Genomic DNA, 26688 nt, shown 5'->3' with positions numbered 1-26688 from the left:
GTTATAGAGAGATGAGTGCAAATAATTCATTTATGGTTTTTTCGGGAACCAAATCCAAGTATCTGGCAGAAAAGATCTGTTCCAGTTTAGGATGCCCGCTCGGCAAATTGGTGATTACCCACTTTGCCGACGGAGAGTTTTCCGTGTCATACGAAGAGTCTATCCGTGGACGCGACGTATTCCTGGTACAGTCTACGTTTCCGAACTCAGACAATTTAATGGAACTCCTGCTGATGATCGATGCGGCCAAACGTGCTTCGGCTAAAAGCATCATTGCCGTCATCCCCTACTTCGGTTGGGCACGGCAGGACCGTAAGGACAAACCCCGTGTGTCCATCGGTGCGAAGCTCGTGGCGGACATGCTGAGTGTGGCCGGAATAAACCGGCTGATTACGATGGACTTGCATGCCGATCAGGAACAGGGATTCTTCGATGTGCCTGTAGACCATCTGTATGCTTCGAGTGTATTGTTGCCTTACATCAAATCCTTAAACCTCAAGAACATCGTCATTGCGGCTCCTGATGTAGGCGGTTCGAAACGTGCGAGCACCTATTCCAAATACCTTGAATGCCCGTTGGTGCTGTGCAACAAAACAAGAAGCAAACCCAATGAAGTGGCCGACATTCAAATCATCGGCGAAATAAAGGGTGCTGACGTTATTTTGGTGGACGACATGGTAGACACAGCCGGAACCATTACCAAAGCTGCTAATCTGATGAAAGAAAAGGGAGCTGCCTCCGTGCGTGCCGTAGCCACCCACTGTATCATGTCGGGACCGGCTTCGGAACGTGTACAAGACTCTGCCCTTGAGGAACTGGTCTTCACCGACAGTATCCCTTATTCTAGCCGATGTGCCAAAGTCAAGCAAATCAGCATTGCTGACATTCTGGCTGAAACCATCAGACGGGTGGAGAATAACGAATCCATCAGTTCGCAATATCTGATTTAACTCGTATTTGTTAATAAATACAATATTTCACAAGAAGGCCGTCACAAATTTCAAAACCAGGAATTCCGTGCGGCCTTTTTCTAACACTCCCAAACTTATGAAAACAAAAAATCTGTTCATATCAGGCCTCATAGGTCTTTTCGCCTCTTGCTCGTCGCAGAACTGTAAAATAGAGGGAACAGTGGAAAACGCCAAGGACGGCGATACGCTGTATCTGGCACGAATGTCCGACGGCAACTTCGCCCCGACCGATACGATTATATTGCATCAGGGGAAATTCACCCTCCAGGAAAAATGCGATTCCACTATCATTGCCAGTTTCTTCTTTTATGACCAAGAAAGCAATGAAGTATACAGCAATATTTTCTTTATGGAAAAGGGAAACATTCAGTTGAATATCGGTCCGGAAGGCAGAGTATCGGGAACAGAAAACAACGACATCTACCAAGAAATTACAGATTCCATTTATGCCCTTCACGAGCGGATGAGCAATATTTATGCACGACAGGCTCCGTCGGATACGGCAGAATACAGTCCGGATGAGAAAACGGAACAGGAACTCGTGGCTTTGGAGCAGCAATCCAACCGGTTCGTGACTGAAAGCGTGAAGAAATACATAGATAAACCGGTCGGATATTTCCTCTTCCTTTCCTGTTATAATATGTTCACCCCTCAAGAGGTGCTTGAACTTTCGCAGAAAGTGTCACCACACTATAAAAACAGTAATGCACTGAAATATATTGAAGAAGATGCTGAAAGAAATAATATGACGTCAAACGGACAATCCTTTATAGACATCACCATACCGTCCATGGACGGAGGCAAGCTCAAACTCTCCGACATCATCCGGAACAACAAACTGACCTTGGTAGATTGTTGGGCCAGTTGGTGCGGCCCCTGTCGTGCAGAAATGCCGAACGTAGTGTCGCTGTATGAGAAATACCACAAGAAGGGACTCGAAATCGTAGGTATCTCATTCGATGAGGATGAAACTGCATGGAAAAATGCTGTAAAGACAATGCACATGACTTGGCCCCAAGCTTCGGAACTCCGTTCCTGGGACAATATCATGACACAAAAGTATGGCGTAACGTCTATCCCCTACACGATTCTGATAGATAGCAACGGTACTATCATAGGCCAACAACTCAGAGGTGAAGAACTTGAAAACACAGTCAAACAGTATTTGGAGTAATTAAATTCACATACATCTTTATAAAGAAGAACTCCGAATGCGATGTTGCATTCGGAGTTCTTCTTTATAAAGATTCTCAATTCTTACAAATACCTATCAATTAAACCATTTCACATAGCAGAAGTCCTGACGGTGAGGCAGGTCCTTATTTTTCGGGAACATACGATAAGCTACCTTAAAGCTTCCGGCATTGTTAATGGAATGAACAACTTCAAAGGTATATAAGTCTCCTTCTCTTTTCACCACTTCCAATGGTTCTACCGAATAGATATGATCTTTACCTTCTGCATCCGTATGCAAAGTAACCAGTTCAACTCCAATAGCATCATCCAGTCCTTTTTCGTCTATCACGATACGAATCGTATAATCCTTCCCACTTTCAATCGTTCCGTTTATCAATTCGTCACACTTGTCTGCCGATACGACTTCTATCTGATCCCACTTAGAGGCCACGGTTTCTTTCCATGCAGCAATTTCCTTTGCCTTGGCATAGTTGTCGGCAGCCAAAGCCTTAAAGCGGGCAGCTTCTTTATTGTAGAACTTCGAATAATAATCGTCCAACTGCCGTTTCATCGTATAATGGGGAGCAATGTGGGCTATCGAGTTCTTGATGGTCTTAACCCATCCTGCAGAATATCCCTTGCTGTTGCGTGCATAGTACAATGGCAGAATCTCGTTTTCCAACAAGCTATAGATAGTTGCCGCATCCAACTGGTCCTGATAGGCTTGATTGTCATACGTACGTTTCTCTGTCAAAGCCCATCCGGCACCCTCACGATAGCCTTCGAGCCACCATCCGTCGAGCACAGACAAATTCAGCACACCGTTCATCAAAGCTTTTTCGCCCGATGTTCCACTGGCCTCCAACGGACGCGTCGGAGTGTTCATCCAGATATCGACACCACTTACCAAACGACGCGCCAACTGCATGTCATAGTTCTCCAAGAATATGATTTTACCCAAGAATTCAGGCCGCTGCGAGATTTCATAAATCTTTTTAATCAATCCCTGTCCCGCCCCATCGGCAGGATGAGCCTTACCGGTATAGAGGAATTGAACAGGATAGTGCGGATTATTCACAATCTTAGCCAGACGATCGAGGTCAGTGAAAAGTAAATGCGCTCTCTTGTAAGTGGCAAAACGACGTCCGAAACCTATAAGCAATGCATTCGGATTGATTTTGTCCATCAAAGAAATCACACGTGAGGGATCTCCCTGATTCTTCAACCAACTGTCACGGAACTTTTCACGGATATAGTGGATAAGTTTCGTCTTCAGTTCCATACGGGTTTTCCAAATCTCCTCATCCGAGACATCAAAAATAGCTTCCCAAATGCTTTCGTTACTTTGGTCCTTCATGAAGTCTTTGTCGAAATGCTTCCGGTAAAGTCTTTGCCACGATGTCGAAGCCCACGTGGGGAAGTGCACACCGTTAGTTACGTAACCTACATGGCTTTCTTCCGGGAAATAGCCTTTCCATATATTAGCAAACATCTGTTGAGACACTTTTCCATGGAGCCAACTTACGCCGTTCACTTCCTGACAAGTGTTGCATGCAAAAGTAGACATGCAGAAACGTTCCGAATGGTCATCGGGATTCTGGCGTCCCATTCCAATCAGTTCATCCCACGAAATGCCCAAAACCGGTGCATAACCGCTCATGTACTTGCTGAACAATCCCTCGTCGAAATAGTCATGACCGGCCGGAACCGGAGTGTGCACCGTATAAAGAGAAGAGGCTCGAACCAATTCCAGTGCCTGATTGAAAGAAAGTCCTTCCTGTACATAATCCAATAAACGTTGGATGTTACACAAAGCAGCATGGCCTTCGTTACAATGGTATATATCCTTATGAATACCCAACTTCTTCAACGTAAGCACGCCACCAATACCCAACAGTATCTCCTGTTTCAGACGATTCTCCCAATCACCACCGTAAAGAGCGTGGGTTATAGGACGGTCAAACTCGGAATTCATGTTGTTGTCGGTATCCAAAAGATACAATTTGATACGTCCCACATTGACTCTCCATACGGAAGCATATACCTTATAATTCAAATAAGGTACTTCAACAATCATTGGATTGCCATCGGCATCCAGTTGACGCTCAATCGGCAGGCTGCCGAAATTCTGTGCCTCGTAATTTGCAATCTGCTGCCCATCCATGGACAAAGTCTGCGTAAAATAACCATAACGATAAAGGAAACCGACCGCACACATGTCTACGTTGCTATCGGAAGCCTCTTTCAGATAGTCGCCGGCCAATACCCCCAAGCCACCGGAATATATCTTCAACACGTGGTTCAGACCGTACTCCATACAGAAATAGGCTACAGACGGACGTGTCTTGTCCGGCTCCACGTCCATGTATTCACGGAAAGCGGCATATACGTCGTTCATTTTACGTACCACAGAACTGTCTTTCGACAATTCCTCCATCTTCTCATAACTGAGACGTTCCAGTAGCAATACCGGGTTTTGTCCTACTTCGTCAAACAAGTCTTCATCCAAACTGCGGAACAGCACACGGGCGTCATGATTCCACGCCCACCACATATTACGAGCCAGTTCTTCCAGTTTATCCAACTCTTTTGGAATCCTCGACTTGACATCTACTTGTTTCCAATTTGCTCCATTAGAACAACTTGCTTTAATTTTCATAGACTCTCAAATTTAAATTATATATTACAACGTTCATGTTTATCTTCCCCTACGCTGCTTCGCCTTATGCAAGGCAAAATCATAAGCTTGATAATAATATTGGATAAAATGCTTCCACAAAGCATGTTCCGATATGTCGGCAGCTTTATGGCGTATATTTTCCACTTCATGAGGCGTAAAAGCGGAGTAAGCTGTTATGGCATCCTTAATGGCATCCGCCACTTCCGACGAATTGTAGTCTGTCCGTCGAACCACTTGTACCCCATCAGCCAACTCCCCTTCTTTTCCCAACAACTGGTTCACCCACAAGCCGAAACCGGACAAGTTCGTCGTGACACAAGGGACATGGAAAGCCACGCTTTCCAACGGAGTATATCCCCATGGTTCATAATAAGAGGCATAGACTGTAAGATCCATTCCAATCAACAGGTCATAATAATGCATATTGAAGATGCCATCGGCCCCATCCAAATAACAAGGAACGAATATCACCTTCACCTTGTCCTCCGGCTGATTCCACATGTTGTATCGTTTCATATAATCAATGACCTGATCATGAGACATCTCATGTAGCCAATGAGTCAGTAAAGGCCATTGCAACGGCGTGTCACAGGCTTTTCCGGAATCAAGCCTTTCCTTCAAATCCTCACGAGGGCAACACACCCACCCGGGAACCTGTACAAAAGCCAGTATTTTACGGGTTAAATCCTTATTCCGCAAAGAACGATTCATGGCCTCCATATACAGGTCTATGCCTTTATTACGGAACTCATACCGACCGCTGGTAGAAATAATCATCACATCATCGTCAAATTCCGTACCTAACAGTGCGCCTGCCACTTCACGTAACTTGCGACGAGCCTCCCTGCGCTTACGGGCAAATAGAGCTTTCGACGGGACAAAATCCTTTTCAAAACCATTCATCAAGACCACATCGGCCGGTTTGTCCAATAATTCCGCACACTCCCGATTCGTCACCTCGCTCACAGTGGTAAAACAGTCCACATGGTGAGCTGTTTCACGCTCAATGGAATGCTTGGACTGCACATTCAGTTCCTGTGCCATCTGATTTCCATTGTACGCGAACAAATATTCATAAAGCGGTTTATGGTTTCCTGCTATGGAACGTCCGATAGTCGTAGCGTGCGTCGTAAATATCGTAGCAACCTCTGGAACATGCTTCTGAATATACAAAGCACCCAAGCCTGTCATCCACTCGTGAGCCTGATAAACGACATGTTCGCATTGTCCCTTTAAAACATGGTTATAATAGCTTTCGACCACCAGTCCGGCTGCATAGGAAAACATCGAAGCTTCATCATAATCACCATAAGCATGAAGCGAATCTACTCCGTAGTCTTCCCATAAGCGGGTATATATATCGTTTTTCATAGCAAAATAAGGTTGGAAATCCACCAAAACCGCAACAGGGCGCCCCGGAACATTCCATCTTCCAATACGTACATGCAAATTTTCACTTGCAGCCGTATCTTTCCAAGATTTCAACAAACTTGCATCTTCTTCGAAAAGCGGATTTTCCTTTCCTCTCCACACATCCGGACCGATAAACATGATGTGATCCCTTAATTTATCTTGTAATGTCTTTGCCCGAGTGGATAATACCGTATAAATACCGCCTACCTTATTACAAACCTCCCAACTCGACTCAAAAATAAAATTAGGAACATACACTTCTCTACTCATTTCTAACCTTTTATAAAACAAAGGCAAAGGTACGAAATTTACAGTAATCCCAAAAGGAAATGACCTGTTATTAAACACATTTCATTAAAAATATTTTATAATCATAGAGAGTTGTTTGCAAACACAAGGGAAAGAAAGAGTATATTCAAAAAAAACATTAAACCGTTTGGCATACTGACGAACATGGCTTACCTTTAAATAAAAGTTACACGTATGATGAAGAAATATATCGTTACTTGTCTCGTTGGTTTGTGTGTGGGTCACACTACAGCCCGTTCACCATTTAAATGCACGCTTTACGACCGTGAAAACAAAATTTATCTTCATTTAGACTTGTATGAAGAAAGTGTCAATGTACCTGGAATGGAAATGTTCGGTCCCATGAACGGATATATGAACGGAAACGTGTACGGTATATGGATGATTACTTCTTCCAAGATTGAAAATGAGAAAACCGCCACATTCAGACTGTCCAATGATTTGGGTTCGGAAACACAAGAAGTCAAACTGACGGTAGAAAACGATTCCACATACTTGTTGGAACAGCAAGGGGGGACGGTTATCAAAAAGGTCGTAAACAAGAAACTGGTCAAAATACCACGCAACTTGACATTCAACCTCCAACGATAGAATCTACAAAAAAACAGGAAAAGCCTTATTTAAAGTCTCTTCCTGTTTTTCTGTAATAAACCAGATTACTTCTTCTTGAATTGGAATCCTAATTGCATGCCATCGTATCCGCTGGCAATATTACCGATCATGTTCAGTGTACTATTACCGGTCATTGTCGTTATATTCGTCAAGAAGTCGAGCAATTTATCCGCCTTGAAAGTGATTTGCATCTCGTTGCTCTTCAACGCAAGGTTTGCTGTGACCGGACGGCTCAGCAGTCCTTTGCGCTTCAAGGTTATCTCATTGTCCTGGACAGTATAAGTTCCCGTTGAATTCCGTGAGCCGATCGTCATGGTATATGTACTATCTCCGTCGAACGAAATATCAACTTTGCCTTCCTCGAAACCGATTTTAGCGAGATACTTCTGCAACGTTTTCTCCGCAGTATTCGTCATCAGGCTTCCCCCGGCTTTCTTCAAGAGGTTGGAGGATTCGAACACCACAGCCGGGCTTTCATACGTCCAGTCTCCTTTCAAACTCGAATTTTCCACTTTGGCTGTCCCAATCAGATTCTGGAATATAGATCCCAAGACATTACCCTTCTCTTCTGTTTCGGTTTGTTGGGTTTCCGTCCCCTTATTACTCCCCAACACATTCTTCAACAAGTTACCCAACTGCGCAGATGCAGTCGTAGTAAACAACAGACCGCAACAAACTACAATCCATTTCAAACTCAATTTTTTCATTTTGCTTTATTTTATCGGTTTTCATTTAACAACGATCTTGACGGCCTTACCCTCCGTACGCAGGATGTATATGCCCGGATTAAGGTTAAGCATTTCCTCCCGTGAACGGGCAAGCAGCACGCCGTGCAGAGAATAGACCTCTACACTGGCTCCATCTTCCGCATTCACCTGCCGTACGGCATCCGCAGGCAACTGGACGTACCCGTAACCGGAAAACTCCGAATCTTCGTATTCATCGTCCAATGCCGAAACGCCATAGGCATACGACTGATAGCCGGTATCGTCCAACCGGACTGTGCAACAGGTTTCACTAAGAGAATCGGCAATGAATACCGGATGCTCGGTCCACTGCTCATCACCGGAAATTCCGTACACTTTCACCGTATAAGACGTAGCGTTCTCCGAAGGACTCCAACTGAATTTAAAGCTATTTGAAGCCACCTCCACTGCCGTTTCCACGACCGGAGCCTCCAACCGCCCCTTAGGCATGTATTTCAATACGATATCCCCGTTCTCCAACTCCCGGATTTGGGTAATAGGTTTGTTCATCCAAGTTCCTGTGAAAACAAGCGATGCCGGCGTAGTCTCATTTGTCAGGGCTGTATTTTCCTCCGTTCCGGGATAAGGTTGTCCTCCCAATGCGTTCAGCAAATCAGCCGAACTTTCTGCATTGTACGGACCTACATAGCGGTTATTGGCCGGAATGAAACTCATACGTTGGTGTGTGGCATTCGTATTCAGCATATTGTTCTTCCATGCCGTCTCATCATAGTCGACATGCACCACCAACATTCCATGTCCCAACTTCATCAATCCATTGTCCCAACCCATGTGCTGACGGTTCTCCAAGACGTAATACTCATCCGGATTTGCCTCATTGACGACTTTATAGCCTACCCCACCCGCTTCCAACGGACGTAATCTGACCGTAGTACTATGTTCCAACACCGTCAGCGGACGCCAACCCAACAAGTCGCGTTCGTATGCAGTCAAACCACAAGGTGTCTTTCCATTGTCGCAATAATTACCGGAATCCATCAACGACCAATATGACATGCCCAATGCGGTATAGTTCGTATCATATTCGTCCGGCAAGCCTAAAGCATGAGACACTTCATGGCACATCGTACCTATACCCGAAGGCAGATTGCCCGAACTACCTTTTGAAAGTTCACTGCAACAAGCTGTCACGGACACCGTAACCCCATTGATTGTCATCGGACGAATCATCTCTTTCGGCCAAATGGCATCTTCCGTCACTCCAGGATCCGATTCCGGTAAACCGGCATATATGAAAAAGGCTAAATCCACAGTGCCGTTTCCATCATTATCAAATCGCGTTTTAAAACCAGGAACCAAAGCCATGGCTTGTTCCAAAGCTTCACTGCAAAACTCCGAAAAACGAATGTCTTTGGCACCCGATGGCGAGTTTTCTCCATAATAAGCCATCGGCTTGTCCAATGCCACCGGGCCAATCACTTCAAACTCCGGAAGAAACAAACTGTCGCTTTGTTGGGCAAAATAATCGCGTACAGCCCCTCTGCTGCCAGCCCCCGTGTACAAGATGCCGTCTCTCGTCCCGTTGCAATACTTTTCATAATAATCGGCTATTCCTTTTGCCGTTTCCGCCACCGTGAGCTTTTCATCGCTGAAGTTTACCAGTATAACTGGTATCCGAGGACTTCCCAATGGCTTTATCGCTGCTGCACCGGGAATACCAAGCCCCATGCCCCGTACCGCTTTCACTCCCACCTTATCCTGTGGCCGCAATGAAGTTACACGGAAACATCCGGTTTCCTCCTTTTCTACCAAAAAGCCCTCCTCATTCACATAATAACTTCGATATTCGTCACCGCAAAAACGGATATTCTGAAACGTACCGTCACTCATTTGAGCACGGAATACATGAAAACGGGCGGGGACAGCATAAATCTGTGCAGACAGCGTCAAAAGCCCCAAAATATGCAGTAATCTCATAAAATCTTCATTTGTAGGGCAAAAGTACAAAACTTTTTTATGATTCTTTCATCATAGACTTTTTTTCTTTCACAGAAATTCACAAGCCCCACAAGAAAACTTCATTCATCGGACTCCACCGTTTCTGCATTGAGGAGTCCTTGAGCCTCAGCATCCAGATAAAGACGATTCCGACTCAAACGCTCTTTCTCGTCCTGCGTGGCCTTAGCATAAAGTTCTCCGATGATACCGTCTGCCAAACCTATGGTAGGTACATACACGTAGTCCGAATGAATGCAATCGGCAATAATCAGGAATATTTCTGCCGCCGGGACAATCACGTCCGCCCGGTCCGCTTTCAGCCCGAAACGATCCATACGCTCTTCTACCGACAGCGGTTGCAGGTCGTTATGCAAACTACGTAAGGACGTAATCGGCAATTTAAGTTCTTTCTTGCTCTTTTCATCCGCCAGACGGAACAATTTATTGATGTTGCCCCCGCTACCTATAATATTAATAGGTCCGTAATTGGCATACATACCCGCCATATCCGCTTTAAGCCCGTCTACAATCCCATCTTTTACCGCACGGTTCAACAACCGGATCGTACCGATGTTATAGCTCATGGAACCCACCAACCGGCCTTGGTGTATCAAAGTGATTTCCGTACTTCCTCCCCCCACATCTACGTACATAAAGGTTCCTTCCTTATTAGGAAGTTTCTCTATATGGTTTCCATACAGGATGCCGGCTTCTTCTTTTCCTTCTATTAAATCAATGCGTATCCCCGTCTTCTTTTCTATCTTCTTGATCAAGGCCTTGCCGTTCTTAGCGTCGCGCATGGCGCTCGTAGCACACGCCCGATAATCCACCACATCGTACATACGCATCATCTGCTTGAACCCCTTGATCATGCGCATCATCATTTCGGCACGCTCTTTCCCGATCTTACCCTTCGAGAACACATCCATTCCCAGACGCAAGGGATAACGGATGAACAACACTTTCCTGAACTTTGTTTCTCCCAAAGGATTATGATCGATGTTCTTAATCAATAACCGGGCGGCATTCGTACCGATGTCGATAGCCGCAAAATTCATTCCTTCCATCATAGTCATTCGTTACTTTTATCGTTTTGCTTTTCCGCCACTTGCTTGGCGTAATAATCATATAACCGTTCCTGTGAGCGGAATGCTTCCGCCCCCTCTGTTCCCTCGTAAAACATATTATGCCCCGTCCCGTCTACGATACGCCCTTTCCGGTTGTCCATCATGCCCCATTCCACAATCCGTTTCAATTCGGCACGAACGACCGGATTGTAAACCGGAGCCATCACTTCTATCCGATGGTCCAGATTACGGGGCATCCAGTCGGCACTCCCTATAAAATACCGTTCGTCCCCTCCGTTGCAGAAAATGAGAATCCGGCTATGTTCCAGATAACGGTCTATGATTCCGTGAATACGGATATGATTGCTTTTCCCTTGTATTCCTGTCACTAACGCACAATTCCCTCTCACGAGCAAATCGACCTCCACTCCGGCTGTAGACGCATCATACAGTTTCCTCACGACATCTTCATCCGTGATATGATTGATTTTAACCTTTATATAAGCTTCCTTTCCTTGCTTTTTATTTTTGATTTCCGTCTGTATCATAGCCAGAATATTCTTTTTCATGGTATTCGGCGAAACCAACAGTTCTTTGAATTTCACAGGAAGGAAAGGCTTTTCTATGAAACGGAACACATTTGCCACATCCTTTACAATGGCAGGAGCGGCCGTCATCAACATGCAATCCGTATAAATCCGGGCGTTTCCTTCGTGAAAGTTCCCGGTCCCTACACAAGCTATGTCGCGGCCACCGCTCATCTCCACCCATAACAGTTTAGAATGTACCTTCAGCCCCTCTACACCAAAAACGACGTTGATGCTCGCATCTTTCATACGTTTGCTCCACTTTATATTGCTGGATTCGTCGAAACGCGCCAACAACTCAATTACCACCGTCACTTTTTTCCCGTTCTTGGCCGCAGCAATCAGGGCTTCCACCACCTTGCTGTCTTTAGCCAAACGGTAAAGAGTGGTTTTGATAGACTTGACACGTGGGGAAATTGCGGCCTCGCACAGCAACTGGATATAATGGTCGAAAGAATGATAAGGCACGTGCAGGAAACGGTCTTCTTCACGAATCAAGTCCAACATGCTTCGTGCACCGGCAAACTCCGGCAGAAGCAACGGTTTCCATGCCGGATATTTCAAATCGCCACGGCCGCAATCCGGAAACTTCATCAGGTCTTTATGGTTCTGGTAACGTCCGCCGGACAAGGTCGTATCGAATTTGTCGAGCGACAGGTTCAGCATAATCTTGCGGTATAAATCCTTCGGCATGGAAGCATCGAAAACAATCCTCAGGGGCTGACCGTTCTTACGGCTCTTCACCGCACGCTGCACCCGCTGCAATGTCCCGGCATCCGACTCATTATCCAATTCCATCTCCGCATCCTTCGTGAACTTGAAAGAATAAGCCTCGAAGTGGTCATAGTCCACACTGGAGAATATCATGGGCAGGCAATACCGTATCACATCGTCAAGATACATGATATAATGCGTATCGTCTTCCACCGGAAGCTCAAGGAAACGCCCGAACTTCTCCACCGGAACCCTGATAAGCGCATATTCTTTCTTAGGCTTTTTAGCTTCGTCATACCAACGGGTCAGTTTCACGGCCAAATAAATAGTATCGTCGGATTCATTGGCCAACCGCTCCGCCTGCGACAGCCATATCGGATTGGTAAACCCGGCCAGACTGTTCCGGAAATACTGGCGGATAAAAGACTGCTGCGCCTCGTTCAACTGTTTTTCATTGACAAGACGAATCTTCTTCTTTTCCAGTTCCTTTGTCAACTGCCCGACAACGTATTCAAACTCTTTGTTATACCGGTTATTCAACTTATTGATGACCTTGATAGTGCGACGGGCATCTTCAATCTGGGCCTTCATTTGTTTCATGTCACTTTCGGCTATGCGCGTCAGCGTAGCCATCCGGACACGGAAAAACTCATCCAGATTGTTGCTATATATCCCCATAAACCCCAAGCGTTCCAATAAGGGAACCGATGTGTTCCGGGCTTCTTGAAGGATTCTGTAGTTAAAATACATCCAACTCACGTCACGCGGAATGACGTCTATTGACTTTTTGGGTTCCATACGCGATTCATTAAAAATGCGATACGACAAATATAGAATAAATATGATAAATAAGAAAAGCTTCTGACCGGAATTTTATAAATAAAAATCCGGTCAGGAAACTTGTAAGAACAGGTTATTGTTGGAAACGTTTGAATGCGCGCAAATAATGCCTCAAGTCACTGAGCAATTCCTGCGTCTCCTGCAACAGGTTCAGGTAAACCAAAGACACTTTCAGGCCTTGCGACAAATCCATCTGTATGCGGTCTTCCTGTGCCCGGCGCATCTCGGAAAGCTTTTGCTTGTAAGCTTCTTCCTCGGCCAACAATGCGTCGATATGCTCATAGTCCTGGTCTTCCACGATACGTTCGCTCCGCATCAGGTAATCCACTATCTTTTTCTTGACTGGCAGAATCTCCTCTACACACTCTCTCGAAAGCGGATTGAAATTATTGTCCACATGCTCCTTGCAAGGCTCGGACATACGTTTCAGGCAATAAAGCATTTGCTCTCCGCTGTTGGAAGCCAGGTGGAACCATGTGTTCTTTTCCAAAGAAATCCGCTTGTCTATACGGCGCATGCCTACCAATTCCCTTTGGCGCAGTTTTTTACGACGTGATTTCTCCGCGTCTATTCGTTTCACGGCACGGCGCAACGTCTTCAGGTCCTCGTCCACGAACCCGTTGACCACATCTTCATATGTCTTCCAAACGAAATCCAACATTTCCTGTTGGGTGGCACAAACGTGCTTTTTCAACAAGCCCCAACATTCCGCCTTATCTTTTGCATTCATGATGCCCTTAAAGAGCTGCTCCTCGTAATCGGCCTCTTCCTTCCGCTTGGTTGAGAAGTTGCTTTTAATCAGGATAAATACGGCAACGAAGACAAACAGGGCCATCACCACTGCACCTCCATAATACATGGCAATCGTGACCAATGCACAGGCTGAGAAAGCGATACCGGCCGTGAGGAACCATCCTCCGATGACGTTCAGCACTCCCGTGATGCGGAACACCGCGCTTTCGCGCGACCATGCGCGGTCCGCCAAAGAGGACCCCATGGCCACGATGAAAGTCACGTAGGTGGTAGAAAGAGGAAGTTTCAACGATGTTCCCAACGCTATCAGCAGGCCGGAAAGCACGAGGTTGATAGAAGCACGTACCAAGTCGAATGCCGCCCCCTGGGCCAAAATCGCCTCATCTTTGTTGAAGCGGGCATCAATCCACCGCACCAAAGGCTTTGGGGTATATTTGGAAAAGAAGTCGTTCACATTATTCGCCCCTCTCACGATGCTGCGTGCCACGCGTGAAGAACCGAACATCTCTTCACCTTCGTCCTGACGCGACAAATCCACGGAGGTCTTCACCACATTATGTGCCTTCTTCGACGTGGCCAAAGCATAGACCATCACCACACCGGAAAGGAACAGGAAAATAAACGGTGTTTTGGCACTTTCGTTCAGTGAACCCATCATAAAGGTATCGGCCTGCCCGGCACCGTTTGCGGCAAAATCCTGGTAAGCCGAATAAGCAGCCAACGGCACACCGACGAAATTCACCAAGTCGTTTCCGGCAAAAGCCAAAGCCAAGGCAAAAGTACCCATGAAAATAACAATCTTGAACACATTGATTTTGCACCAGTGGAACACCTGCATCAAGATGGTGCTTACCACGAAACACCCGCCCACCAGATACATTGTGTTTTCTTTTATCCATGCGTTATATTCCGGAGTCATGAACGAACTGTCCTTCAATCCTTTCAGCAACGCAAAATAAAGGATACACGTGGTGGCAATCCCCCCGAAAATCCCTATTTTCCATTTCAACTTGGAAGTATAGTTAAACGTAAATATCAGACGGGACAACCATTGCACCAACGTTCCGAAGATAAAAGCTACAGCCACGGAAAGGAATATGCCCAAAATGACAGAAAGCGCCTTGTCCGTATTCAACAAATCGTCAAAGCCCAAAAGCCCGGTCTCGTCCGTGGCGATTTTCAACAACGAAAGGATGAACGTACCGCCCAACAACTCAAAGACCATAGAGACGGTAGTAGACGTAGGCATGCCCAACGTGTTGAAAACATCCAACAATACCACATCCGTCACCATGACCGCCAAGAAAATACAAAGCAAGTCGTTGAAACTGAACATCTGCGGTTGGAAAATCCCATGCCGCGCAATGTCCATCATGCCGTTACTCAACGTGGCACCCACAAACACACCGATCGACGCGATAATCAAGATGGTGCGAAAACGTGCGACCTTCGCTCCGATAGCCGAGTTCAGAAAGTTCACGGCATCATTACTCACACCGACCACCAAGTCGAAAATGGCCAACATGAACAGAAACAGGATAAAACTGAAATAAACAATTTCCATAAGTTAAAAATATGTGTTGATAATTCTTTGGGTGCAAAATTACGGACGTGAAATGTAAGGAGTGTGTCATTCATGTTAAGATTGTGTTACAATCCGGCAGGAATCACTTCGAATTTATTTATAGTATTGAAAAAGAGATATTTGAATCTCATAAAAAAATCTCAGCACAAACGAAAATCAATCTCAGCCAAACGATTTTTCATTCGGCTGAGATTGATTTTTCGTTTGGCGCACAAAATCCGGCACATTTCAGGAGGGAGACGAAAAAAGCTGTTGTCCCGGAATATTATAAGTATTTTTGAGTTAACTTTGTAGCCGGAAAATAAAAACGCAAGATGAAAAAGGCATTTCTCTTTATGGCCGGTGCCTGGATGGCATGGGCATGCCATGCCGAAGGGAACAAAGGCAAATGGTGGCAGGAAATCAAACAAAACACGACATTCGGCGGTTACGTCATCGGAAAGGCCGCATTCAACGACCAGGAATTGGACAATAAGAACGAATCGCACTCCACGTTCGACATCCGCCTCATCCGGGCATACGTCAACGGCAAAGTCTGGGACTTCAAATACGGGCTTCAGATGGAAATGAACGGCGTATCCGGAAGCAGTGCGGAAAAAGGCCCCCGCGTGGTGGATGCCTGGGCGGAATGGGAAAAATATTCTTTCATCAAAGTGAAGTTCGGACAGTTCAAGCGTGGCTTCACTTTCGAGAATCCCATGAACCCTTGGGATATAGGTTTCGGGGCATATTCACAAGCAACCGACAAGTTGGCCGGGATGAACGACCGTGTAGGGGAACATTCCAGTAACGGACGCGACTTGGGGCTTCAAGTGCAAGGCGATTTGTTCAAATCACAAAAAGACGGACATGCTTGGTTACACTACCAAATAGGCGCATACAACGGCCAAGGTATCAACCACGCCGACCGCAATGACAACAAAGACCTCATCGGCGGGCTTTGGCTCTCACCCGTAAAAGACTTGTGCATCGGCGCTTTCGGATGGACTGGGGAATACAGCAAAGACACCAACGGCAAGAAAATCACCGTGGACCGCAACCGTATGGCTTTCGGCGTGAAATACGAATCGCGTTGGACCGTTCGCGGAGAATACGTAACCAGCCAAGGACACAAGATTTCGGATTACCACGTGGCTGACGAAGGGACGACGGGCGTCAGCGGAAAGGACAAGGCGGACGGTTGGTATGCCACAGTGGGCGCCCCCGTCACCTCAAGGTGCAAAATATACGGCAAATGGGATGTCTATCGTGATCAGAAGGACAATGCAAGCCGGAAAAGCATCTACAACGTGGCCGTGAACTACTATTTCTATAAAAACCTGAAGATACAGGCTCTGTACGGTTTCGTAGAAGACAAGGCATACGCCGGAGACCGACATTACAACACCGGAGAAATCCAGTTGTACTGGCGTTTCTAACCGCCACGAACGGAAGCAAAACAGAAATAAAACGGTTTTCCTGATGGTTATATGCCGGGAATCTCCTATTTTTGCAACCAAATCGACCCATAATATGAAAAGGAGTTTTTATTTTATCCCCGTATGGGCTGTCATGGCTTTCGCATTCCTTTCGTGTGGCGAAGACCGTACGTATGAATTTTTGGCCAAGACGGAAGTGGACAACTGGATTGAAGCGCAAATGCGGGAGATATACCTTTATTATCAGGAAATCCCCCAACTGGAAATGGAAGATTACTTCTCTCCCCCTGAAGAGTTCTTCCCGAAGCTTTTAGCTTCGCAGGACAAATATTCCTATATCGAAGTGCCTGCGGAGACGGATGCAGCCACGGGGGTAAAACTCCGTAACGCCATTCAAACCGTAACTTACGGTTTCGATTTCGTATTGACCGACGACCCGACGGGAACTTCCAGGCAAGTGGCACGTGTGTTGCAAGTGCTGCCCCAATCCCCGGCTGCCGTAATCGGACTGCAACGGGGCGACTTCATCACAGAAGTCAACGGAAACAATGTCAGCAGTAAAAATACTGGCCTTCTGGAAAATGGAAATGGAACGGTACTCACGGTTTCCACCCTTTCGACCGACGAGGAGACCGGTGAATTGGTTTGGGACGAAGAGGCGACAGAACTTACACTCCCGGCTGCCGTCCCCATGGAGAACAATCCCCTCTTCCTTTACAAGGTCATCGAACGGGACGGAAGGAAAACCGGTTATCTGGTATATAATGAATTCAAGGCAGGCATAAACGACAGCGATGCGTCCTATCTGGAACAAATGCTGCAAATATTCCAATGGTTCAAAGAACAAGGAGTGACTGATTTTATCCTGGACTTGCGGTACAACCAAGGCGGACAGGTGACTTGTGCACAGCTTTTGGCCTCTTTGTTGGCTCCGGCCGGCTGTTTGGGACAGGAATTCGCCCGTTTTGAATTCAACGACAAACGGCAAGACTCGAACTACAGCCTGAACTTTCTCACAGAATATGCAAGCTGTAATCTGAATCTGGACCGGCTTTTCATCATTTCGGGATTGTACACCGCTTCGGCATCGGAAATGATGGTGAACTGCCTGCGCCCTTACATGACAGTCAACCTTTTAGGAACAAAAACCTTGGGTAAAAACGTGGCGATGACGCGTATCGACAGTCCATACGGCTTCGTCATGTATCCGGTAACCTCCACCGTGCTCAACAAAGAAGGCCGGTCGGACTACGCAAGCGGCTTCACTCCTGAATATATCATATCCGAACTCAACTATTATCCATGGTATGAACTGGGTGATCCGAACGAGCTTCTCCTGAAAAACGCACTGCAATGGATGGCCGGCGGCGTACCGTCGGATGCGGAAAACGTCAGCGAACCCGAAGAACCGGAAACTCCGGAGAGTCCGGCTTCCCTCCGCCTGCCCCGCAAACCGGTATCCGGTTATTCTTCCATCCTCAGCAAAAGAAGCCCGGCAGCCATCTTGCCCGAATAAAATCCTGTATATCAAAAAGACAGAAAGATGATGAATATTTTAGTTTCGGAAGACATCCGGACGGTATGTCCGAAGTTTGTAGGTGTTGCCTTGGAAGCACACATCATCAATACGCCCTACTCCGCTCCGCTATGGGAGGAAATCAAGGCGTTCCAAACCGATTATTGTAGGAAACACACCACGGAATCCATCAAGGAAATGCCTCCCATACAAGCCACCCGCTCCGTGTATAAACGCTGTGGAAAAGACCCGAGCCGTTACCGCCCTTCGTCGGAAGCTTTGGTGCGCCGCATGCTGCGGGGATTGGACTTATACCAAATAGACACGGCTGTGGATTTAATCAATCTGGCTTCCATTGCATACGGTTACTCCATCGGCGGATTCGATGCCGGAAAAATAGTCGGCGACACGCTCGTTTTGGGCATCGGGCGCGAAGGGGAAGCTTACGAAGGCATCGGGAAAGGCCCGTTGAACATCGCCGGACTGCCGGTTTACCGCGACAGCCAAGGCGGAATCGGTACCCCCACAAGCGACCATGAACGCACCAAACTCACCTTGTCCACCACCCATCTATTGGCATTGGTCAACGGATACGACGGCAACCGCGAACAAGTGCTAGCCTGTGCGGAGTACATGCAGGGGTTGTTAAAGAAATATGCCGGTTCGGACGGGGGAAAAATACGACTTTTCGAGTGACCAAAACTCCAATGGGGCAAACCGGAAACACAAAAGTATCGCGGTTTGCCCCATTGAAGTTACCGGCACCAAAAGGACTTAGTAATAAACTATCGTCTGTACCTCCTTAAATATAGGTTGGCCGTCCACATACACCATACGTTCGGTCCAGTTTCCATGCTCATCTGTCTTCACCGCACGGATTTCACAACCGTCGTAGTTCCAACTGTCACCCCCATAATCAAACGAGAAATCCATGGATTCCGGCAACGTGGAATTTTCCCCGTAACGGAAAGTCGCCTCGTAGCCCTCTCCATTCCCGTATGCTACAAACGGCGGCATCGTGCTGCCATACATGACATGGAACGGCACACCATCCATATTTACTGCGTATTGGCAGTCTATAAGTCCTGCAGATAATTCTCCGGCCCTGAAATTCCCCTCGTAACGGATACCGAATTCGCCTGCCTCACGAGTGTAAGCGGCTTGAAAGGGTTGGCCGTAACGTTTTCCGTCCACAGATACCTTTTTGCCATTATAAGTATAAGTGAACGAATCCACCTGTTCCAATTTTCCCACAGTGGATTTCTTCCCCTCGTAGTAGGTTATCCTCCCGTCCGGCGAAAAGCGCATGACGTTGCTGAAATTGCAAAGCGGATGGTTGCCATTCTCCTCTTCCTGCAGCGACTTCATCATATTCTCGGGATAGACCCGGATCAGCCTTGCCTGCTTGACATTCCCTTTCAACATGTAGATGTCGCGTTCCGTCATTTTAGCCCCTTGGCTTCCCGCGCTCTTTTGCAACTCCAACACCCGGTCGCAAGCACGCAACTTGCCTTCTTCCGTCACCACAAAGTCATAAGGTTGTTCCAAAGCCCCGGCTTCGGCCATTTGTTCCGTCAGGGATTTATCCTCGGAATAAGGATAGAGATAATGCGTAAAGCTGATACCATCCTTATTGGGTATGCCTGCATAAACATGGCTCATGTGTCCCCTCTGACCGTTCCCTCCATCGGGTTCGGTGTAATCGGTAACCTGCAACACCACATACCCTTCCCGTGCGGAAAGCGTACCCATGCTATATGATACAGGCTTTGGCGCTTTCCCCATATATTCCCCCAACATCGAACGGGAAAAATCACGAAGCGCCACTTTGCGGACAAACTTGTCAGATATGGCACCCGACACGGACGGGATACGGAAATTCACCCAACCGTTGCCCGCATCCCACCCCGTAAAGCTGTTTACAGAACTTACCTTGCCCACAACCTTTCCTGTGACCGGCTGGCTGCGTACATTGACATTATCACCGGTCACTACATAGTAATCTTGCGCCTGAAGCGCGGCGGCAGAACACAAAGCCGCCATCAAAAACATCTTTTTCATTAGATATAAGTATTAAAGTCTTTACTCATGAATCTACCATGCCAAAAGTTCGTTCGTACCACGACTGCCCTGCCTCCCCTATAAAAACGTATCCGCACGCTGCACAGAGTAGCACAACCATACAGGCCGTTAAGTACGTCCCAAGCCCAATTCTTTGTCTTTTTGTTTTCATACCACTTAGATTTCCGTCCTCCCCAAATGGATATACTCTTTCTCTTTTAAAAGGTTGAACATGAAAAAGGCGTAGGGAGGTACTTTCGCCTATCCCATGGTCTCAGGCTCTCGCATTGCCTCCATCCCTCAGGATAGGCAACGCAGCCAGCCCACGCCATAATATATCATATAGACTCGGAGCAATATCCTCCAAGTAAATACAATACATCCAACGTGGACGTTTCCCGTTGCCTAATCTTTCAGGATGGATTCAAATTTGCGAGATTTGAGACCTAAAGATTACGTCCGTAAACGCCCTTTTCCCATAAAACGCCCGCCAGTCCCTCATGAACCGGCTGAGTCAAAAACAAAATTAATACTTTTTCAAACACATTCAAAGAAAATAAGCGACTTTCTTATATTTTCTTTTATTATATCCCTACCTTTGCACATTCAAACTAATAAGGACATAAAAATGAAGAAGAAAGTAATAACCCTTTTCCTGTTATTCGGATTGCTCGTACAAGTACAGGCACAAATGAAACAACCCGACCCTACGGTATTCATTTTCGTAGGAGACTCTATCTTCCCTATGAACATCATAACCAGCCAAACTGAACTTAAGAAAGGTTGGGACATACAAGGCATTAATGTAGGGCGAAAAATAAAAAGATACTTCTCTGGTGCACAAGCTCGCCAAACCACTGGTCGACAACCCAAATTCGCCATATATCCAAAGACACAAGACCTGAACGATTATGCCTTAATCCGCCTGAAAGAAAGACGAGGATTCCGCTATTTGCCTGCATCCGAATTCAAGGATTGCGATTATACCCGTGTGGAATTAGGACTTTTCAACATTGAGAACCTTCCGGGATTAGGCTTTGCCGTTACACCGCTCACCCCGCTCTTCCCTGGGGAATATATTTTGGTAGACCTGTCACAGAAGCCAGTCAACCAATACGGGGATGTCAAGGCATACGATTTCACGGTAGAAGAATAACAATTATTTAAAAAAAGCGAGATTTTATTTGCAGTTTCAGGAATTCTATATATATTTGCAAACGAAAACGAAGAAATAAAAGAAGTAAAAACAATGTTCTCAAATAAAAATACATATTGGTGGTGGCGCAACTCAAGACCGGAAAAGTCGTGAGGAACAAGCCTTATATGTATTACCCACATTTACCCTAAAAGAAACATGGAGGCCTGTCGTACTTACGGCAGGTCTCTTTTTTTATACCCTTTTTCCCAAGAACAAACAAACGGACCAAAATACAAATGAAAATGAAAACTTATCATGTAAATGAAGAAGGTTATTACGGTAATTTCGGCGGCGCATACGTCCCCGAGATTCTGCATAAAACCGTAGAAGATTTGCGTAAGGCATATCTTCCCATCCTTGAGAGCGAAGCATTCCGCAAAGAATACCATGCGCTGCTGAAAGACTATGTTGGTCGTCCCTCACCTCTCTACCATGCACGGAGACTGAGCGAAAAATACGGTTGCAGACTCTACTTGAAACGGGAAGACCTCAACCACACCGGTGCTCACAAAATCAATAATGCCATCGGACAAATCCTTTTGGCACGGAAAATGGGCAAAACGCGTATCATTGCCGAGACCGGTGCCGGCCAACACGGCGTGGCCACCGCTACGGTTTGTGCCCTGATGAACATGCCTTGCCGCGTTTACATGGGAGCGACGGACGTGGCAAGGCAACACGTCAACGTAGAACGTATGAAGATGTTGGGTGCCGAGGTTTATCCGGTAGAAAGTGGTAACAAGACATTGAAAGATGCCACGAACGAGGCCATCCGCGACTGGTGCTGCCATCCGCAAGACACCTTCTACATCATCGGTTCCACCGTAGGACCACATCCCTATCCCGACATGGTGGCCCGCTTGCAAAGCGTCATCAGCCGTGAAATCAAGGAACAGCTCTTGGAAAAAGAAGGACGCGATTATCCGGATTACCTGATGGCTTGCGTCGGCGGGGGGTCGAACGCCGCCGGTACCATCTACCACTACATCGACGACGAACGGGTTAAAATATACCTCGGCGAGGCCGGAGGCCACGGTATCGACAGCGGAGAGACCGCAGCCACGATACATTGCGGTTCATTAGGCATCATCCATGGAAGCCGCACGTTGGTCATGCAGGATGAAGACGGGCAAATCATCGAGCCCTATTCCATCTCTGCCGGTTTGGATTATCCGGGTATCGGCCCGTTACATGCCAACTTGGCACAAGAACACCGGGCCACAGTCATGGCTGTCAACGACGAAGAAGCTTTACGGGCCGCATACGAACTCACCCGCCTGGAGGGTATCATTCCGGCCTTGGAATCAGCACACGCACTCGGCATGCTCCCACGAATGAAATTCAGGAAAGAGGATGTGGTCGTGCTGACGGTCAGCGGACGGGGCGACAAAGACTTAGACACCTATCTGGCCCACCGCTGCGACGATAACTGAGAAGAATAAGATGTCCCATACAAATCCATAAGAAACTCTATGAATACATTTCATTACAGCACGGCTTGCCGACAAATCCTCGGCGACCTCCATACACCGGTCAGCACTTACTTGAAAGTACGCGACCTTTATCCACAAAGCGCCCTGATGGAGAGTTCCGATTACCATAGCCATGACAACAGCCGTTCGTTCATCGCCCTGAACCCGATAGCCAGCATCGACATCAGCCATGGCACCGTGACCGCCCAATATCCGGACGGCACGCAGGAAACCCGTGAAATCAACGGGAACTATCCGGTCGAACAAGCTTTCAACTACTTTTTATCGCACTTCACCGTGACAGGCGAAAATAAAGAGTTTTGTGGCCTCTATGGTTACACGTCCTTCAATGCGGTCCGGTATTTCGAACACATAGAAATAAAAGATTGCATGCAGGAAAAGAACGACGCGCCGGACATCCTTTACATCTTATATAAGTATGTCATTGCTTTCGACCACTTCAACAACACCATGACGTTAATCGAACTGGTGGAAAACCATGAACCGGATACTCTCGACGAACTGGAACGCGTCATCCGAAACCACAACTTCGCCACCTACGATTTCCGTCCTGTTGGTGAAACCTTCAGCACGCTCACGGACGATGAACATAAAGCCAACATCCGCCAAGGCATTGCCCACTGCTTGCGGGGCGACGTGTTCCAAATCGTATTGAGCCGCCGTTTCGTACAACGGTATGAAGGCGACGACTTCAAGCTCTACCGCGCCCTGCGCAGCATCAACCCCAGCCCCTACCTGTTTTATTTCGACTTCGGGGGATTCCGCATTTTTGGTTCCTCACCCGAAACACATTGCCGCATAGAGGGCCGCCGCGCTTATATCGACCCGATTGCAGGCACGACAAAACGCACCGGCAACGCCGATACGGATGCACAAAATGCAAACTACCTGAAAAACGACCCGAAAGAAAACGCCGAACACGTCATGTTGGTAGACTTGGCACGGAATGACCTGAGTCGGAACTGCCACGATGTGAAAGTGGATTTCTACAAAGACATGCAATGTTACAGCCATGTCATCCATCTGGTGAGCCGTGTAAGCGGTACGTTGGACAACGAAACAAACTCCGTCAAAACGTTCATCGACACCTTCCCGGCCGGTACGCTCTCCGGTGCACCCAAGGTCCGCGCCATGCAACTTATCAGCGAACTGGAACCGCACAACCGAGGAGCATACGGTGGTTGTATCGGATTCTTCGGATTGGACGGTTCCCTGAACCAAGCCATCACCATTCGTACGTTTGTAAGCCGTAACAACGAGTTATGGTTTCAAGCCGGAGGCGGCATTGTGGCCAAGAGCGACGAAGATTACGAGTTACAGGAAGTCAATAACAAACTGGGAGCTTTGCGCCATGCCATCCAAATGGCTGAACGCTTGTAACCCCCTCCTCATACATTCAAAATCATGAAAACAGTCATCATTGATAATTACGATTCTTTTACCTACAATTTATATCATCTGATACGTGAAACCGGCACAGAAACCACGGTGTTGCGCAACGACGCATTCGACTTGAAAGATATTGAGGCATACGACAAGATTGTTTTAAGTCCGGGCCCCGGCATACCGGAAGAAGCAGGACAGTTATTGGATGTTATCCGTACTTATGCCGGACGAAAGCCGATACTTGGCGTATGCCTCGGCCATCAAGCCATCGGCCAGGCTTTTGGCGCACGGCTCGTCAACCTGTCCGATGTCTTCCACGGCGTACAGACTCCTTGTTTCCGGACGGAAGAAGACTATATTTTCCAAGGCATCCCCGAGCAATTCCCGGTAGGACGATACCACTCTTGGGTAGTGTCGGGCGACAATCTGCCTTCCTGCCTCGAAGTGACGGCGGTCAGCCCAGAAGGACAAATCATGGCACTGCGCCACCGCGAGCATGACATCCACGGCATACAATTCCATCCGGAATCGGTACTCACACCGGATGGGCAAGCCATTGTGGAAAATTTCCTCAATCACACCTTGTGTCCATAAATGATGTTTTACGACATGTTTCCATTTATTTCATGTGCCGAATGTTTGTAGTTTAGTCTTTACTACATATATTTGGCGCAAAGATACAAAGCACCATGAACTTAAAGCATTATCTCATAGCAATAACACTTTGCGCCCCATACCTGTTAAGCTTATTGGGATGCAAGAACCATCAAGACGCGAATGAAAGGGACTTGCTTACCATCCACATCAAGGATTACGAGAATAAAACCATTCCGCGTCCTGCCGTCATATCAAATATCGATACCATTGAGTTGGACACCCACGGTTATTTCATGAGCGACATCAAAACCGTATGTATTTCGGACACCATGGCTTATGTGGCAGACAGAGCCAACACCGTATGGGCCTTCAAATACCCATCGGGCGACTTCGTCAGACGCATCCGGAACGTGGGGCACGGAAATGGGGAATATGCCTCGGCTTGGACCTTGGCTTTGGGCGACAGCCTCCTGTACGTAATGGACTTTGAATCGAGAAGCATATTGGCCTATGATGCCACACTCAACTACAAGTCGTCATTCCGCTATGGATTCCCTGCCATGGATTTCATAAAAGTCAAAGACGGCTTCCTTTTCCTGAACTTGTTAGCGACTGAGAAGTTGCATCGCATTGTGCGTACCAACGACCGAGGCGAAGTACAGCAAAGCTATTTGCCATCCGAAATGAGTTTGGACATGATTTATAATGAAACCTCCTTTGTCCGGGATAAAAACGGGGAGGTCTACATCTTTCCCCCGTTCTCCAACGAAATCTACCGTTGGACTTCCGAAGGGCCGAAACCGGTGTTCCGGACTGATTTCGGCAAGAATGCAGCCGAAGAAGACGTAAAGTCAAGTTATGACATCACGGAATCAGGCAAAGCGTTCAACACCGGCTTCTTCATCGTGGACAACCACCTCGTCAACAGGTTCTTCCATGCGGGAAAAAACTACTACTCGCTCTATGACATGGAGAAGGGGACACAGCATATAATCACCCCTGACACCACGGAGGTCATCCCTTTCGCGCCCCAATGGCAGTCTGCCAAAGGGCTGATTGGCTACATACTCACTACCGACTATGACAAGTGGAAGCCACAAAAGGACTCGTGCGATGCCGCATTGTTCGTTTTCCATTTGAAATAACACGTACAGGAAAAAGCCGGCTTGTACGGCTTCTCCCTCATTTTGAACATCTCGAACATCTGAATTGCACATGGACACCACAGGCGTCTTCCGCCGGACCAACCCCCAACTGCCCTCCAATCCCATGTTGCACACTTTCCTTTTGGACGAAAACAACGAGGTGTTGGTAGTAGGAAACCCTTTGGAAAATGAGAAAATAGACCGGATGTTCTGGAGAACCGTGAAGGAAAAGTTAGGAACTGGACAAAAAGAAAAAGCCAATGACTAATGCTCCACACGCATAAAATTCAGCTTTTCATCCGAAAAAACTATGATTTTGTTTGCATACAAAGAAATTCTCTGTATATTTGCAACCATAAAACAAAACAAGAAACGAACCGAACGATGTTCTTAAATAAAAATACATATTGGTGGTGGCGTAACTCAAGACCTGAAAAGTCGTGAGGAGATAGCCTTATATGT

Annotated in this window: 20 protein-coding genes; 12 read left to right on the top strand and 8 right to left on the bottom strand. The window is 47.0% G+C overall.

The features are described 5' to 3' along the window. The first annotated feature begins 11 nt into the window (after window positions 1-11). Both E0E47_RS02800 and E0E47_RS02795 read left to right on the top strand, forming a co-directional pair. Window positions 12-950, top strand: coding sequence for a ribose-phosphate pyrophosphokinase (locus tag E0E47_RS02800; protein WP_009390657.1), 939 nt, complete (start codon window positions 12-14; stop codon window positions 948-950). A 97-nt stretch (window positions 951-1047) separates the two neighbouring features. Continuing rightward, window positions 1048-2145 (top strand): TlpA disulfide reductase family protein, encoded by a 1098-nt coding sequence (locus E0E47_RS02795; protein ID WP_130892815.1) that lies wholly within the window; start codon window positions 1048-1050, stop codon window positions 2143-2145. A 96-nt stretch (window positions 2146-2241) separates the two neighbouring features. On the opposite strand, the gene glgP is transcribed toward E0E47_RS02795, so the two are convergent. Together glgP and E0E47_RS02785 are read right to left on the bottom strand one after the other, a co-directional pair. After that, the gene (gene glgP, locus E0E47_RS02790) at window positions 2242-4806 is read right to left on the bottom strand and encodes an alpha-glucan family phosphorylase (protein ID WP_130892814.1); all 2565 of its coding nucleotides are present in this window, start codon (window positions 4804-4806) and stop codon (window positions 2242-2244) included. A 39-nt stretch (window positions 4807-4845) separates the two neighbouring features. Further along, window positions 4846-6510, bottom strand: coding sequence for a glycogen/starch synthase (locus E0E47_RS02785; protein WP_130892813.1), 1665 nt, complete (start codon window positions 6508-6510; stop codon window positions 4846-4848). Window positions 6511-6723: 213 nt separating this feature from the next. Between E0E47_RS02785 and E0E47_RS02780 the strand changes: the two genes are divergently transcribed. Then, window positions 6724-7140, top strand: coding sequence for a hypothetical protein (locus E0E47_RS02780; RefSeq protein WP_130892812.1), 417 nt, complete (start codon window positions 6724-6726; stop codon window positions 7138-7140). 65 nt (window positions 7141-7205) lie between these two features. Here E0E47_RS02780 and E0E47_RS02775 read toward each other — a convergent pair whose 3' ends face one another. The 5 genes from E0E47_RS02775 to E0E47_RS02755 form a co-directional block, all read right to left on the bottom strand. Then, complete coding sequence (locus E0E47_RS02775; protein WP_130892811.1) at window positions 7206-7868, bottom strand: DUF4923 family protein; 663 nt, start codon at window positions 7866-7868, stop codon at window positions 7206-7208. Window positions 7869-7889: 21 nt separating this feature from the next. Beyond that, the gene (locus E0E47_RS02770; protein WP_130892810.1) at window positions 7890-9845 is read right to left on the bottom strand and encodes a M6 family metalloprotease domain-containing protein; all 1956 of its coding nucleotides are present in this window, start codon (window positions 9843-9845) and stop codon (window positions 7890-7892) included. Window positions 9846-9946: 101 nt separating this feature from the next. Next, on the bottom strand, window positions 9947-10942 hold the full coding sequence (locus tag E0E47_RS02765; RefSeq protein ID WP_130892809.1) for a Ppx/GppA phosphatase family protein: 996 nt from the start codon (window positions 10940-10942) through the stop codon (window positions 9947-9949). Then, window positions 10939-13032, bottom strand: a complete 2094-nt coding sequence (locus E0E47_RS02760; protein ID WP_130892808.1) for an RNA degradosome polyphosphate kinase — start codon at window positions 13030-13032, stop codon at window positions 10939-10941. The genes E0E47_RS02765 and E0E47_RS02760 overlap by 4 nt, the downstream gene beginning before the upstream one ends. A gap of 115 nt (window positions 13033-13147) precedes the next feature. After that, the gene (locus tag E0E47_RS02755) at window positions 13148-15391 is read right to left on the bottom strand and encodes an inorganic phosphate transporter (RefSeq protein ID WP_008623926.1); all 2244 of its coding nucleotides are present in this window, start codon (window positions 15389-15391) and stop codon (window positions 13148-13150) included. Window positions 15392-15726: 335 nt separating this feature from the next. Between E0E47_RS02755 and E0E47_RS02745 the strand changes: the two genes are divergently transcribed. From E0E47_RS02745 to E0E47_RS02735, 3 genes are all read left to right on the top strand, one after another. After that, entirely contained in the window at window positions 15727-16830 is a 1104-nt protein-coding gene (locus E0E47_RS02745; protein ID WP_130892807.1) for a porin, read from the top strand. A gap of 94 nt (window positions 16831-16924) precedes the next feature. Next, on the top strand, window positions 16925-18346 hold the full coding sequence (locus tag E0E47_RS02740; protein ID WP_130892806.1) for a S41 family peptidase: 1422 nt from the start codon (window positions 16925-16927) through the stop codon (window positions 18344-18346). A 27-nt stretch (window positions 18347-18373) separates the two neighbouring features. Beyond that, the gene (locus E0E47_RS02735) at window positions 18374-19042 is read left to right on the top strand and encodes a B3/B4 domain-containing protein (RefSeq protein ID WP_130892805.1); all 669 of its coding nucleotides are present in this window, start codon (window positions 18374-18376) and stop codon (window positions 19040-19042) included. A 78-nt stretch (window positions 19043-19120) separates the two neighbouring features. On the opposite strand, the gene E0E47_RS02730 is transcribed toward E0E47_RS02735, so the two are convergent. Then, the gene (locus tag E0E47_RS02730; protein WP_008623931.1) at window positions 19121-20407 is read right to left on the bottom strand and encodes an SH3 domain-containing protein; all 1287 of its coding nucleotides are present in this window, start codon (window positions 20405-20407) and stop codon (window positions 19121-19123) included. Window positions 20408-21035: 628 nt separating this feature from the next. On the opposite strand from E0E47_RS02730, the gene E0E47_RS02725 reads away from it, so the two are divergent. The 6 genes from E0E47_RS02725 (at window position 21036) to E0E47_RS02700 (ending at window position 26494) form a co-directional block, all read left to right on the top strand. Then, window positions 21036-21563 carry a hypothetical protein gene (locus E0E47_RS02725; RefSeq protein ID WP_130892804.1) on the top strand — a complete coding sequence of 176 codons (528 nt, stop codon included), beginning with the start codon at window positions 21036-21038 and terminating at the stop codon, window positions 21561-21563. Window positions 21564-21847: 284 nt separating this feature from the next. Continuing rightward, window positions 21848-23038: a tryptophan synthase subunit beta gene (gene trpB / locus E0E47_RS02720; protein ID WP_172604637.1), complete on the top strand. Its 1191-nt coding sequence runs from the start codon at window positions 21848-21850 to the stop codon at window positions 23036-23038. Between the two features lie 39 nt (window positions 23039-23077). Continuing rightward, complete coding sequence (locus tag E0E47_RS02715) at window positions 23078-24478, top strand: anthranilate synthase component I family protein (protein ID WP_130892803.1); 1401 nt, start codon at window positions 23078-23080, stop codon at window positions 24476-24478. Window positions 24479-24502: 24 nt separating this feature from the next. Beyond that, window positions 24503-25078, top strand: coding sequence for an anthranilate synthase component II (locus tag E0E47_RS02710; protein WP_130892802.1), 576 nt, complete (start codon window positions 24503-24505; stop codon window positions 25076-25078). A 95-nt stretch (window positions 25079-25173) separates the two neighbouring features. Continuing rightward, entirely contained in the window at window positions 25174-26226 is a 1053-nt protein-coding gene (locus E0E47_RS02705; RefSeq protein WP_130892801.1) for a 6-bladed beta-propeller, read from the top strand. Between the two features lie 70 nt (window positions 26227-26296). Further along, window positions 26297-26494, top strand: a complete 198-nt coding sequence (locus tag E0E47_RS02700) for a hypothetical protein (protein WP_130892800.1) — start codon at window positions 26297-26299, stop codon at window positions 26492-26494. Window positions 26495-26688: the final 194 nt, after the last annotated feature.

Source organism: Paraprevotella xylaniphila YIT 11841 (genome assembly GCF_900683745.1).
GTDB lineage: Bacteria > Bacteroidota > Bacteroidia > Bacteroidales > Bacteroidaceae > Paraprevotella > Paraprevotella xylaniphila.
Note: the sequence above shows the minus strand (reverse complement) of the source record. Positions and strands in the feature narration are given on the sequence as shown.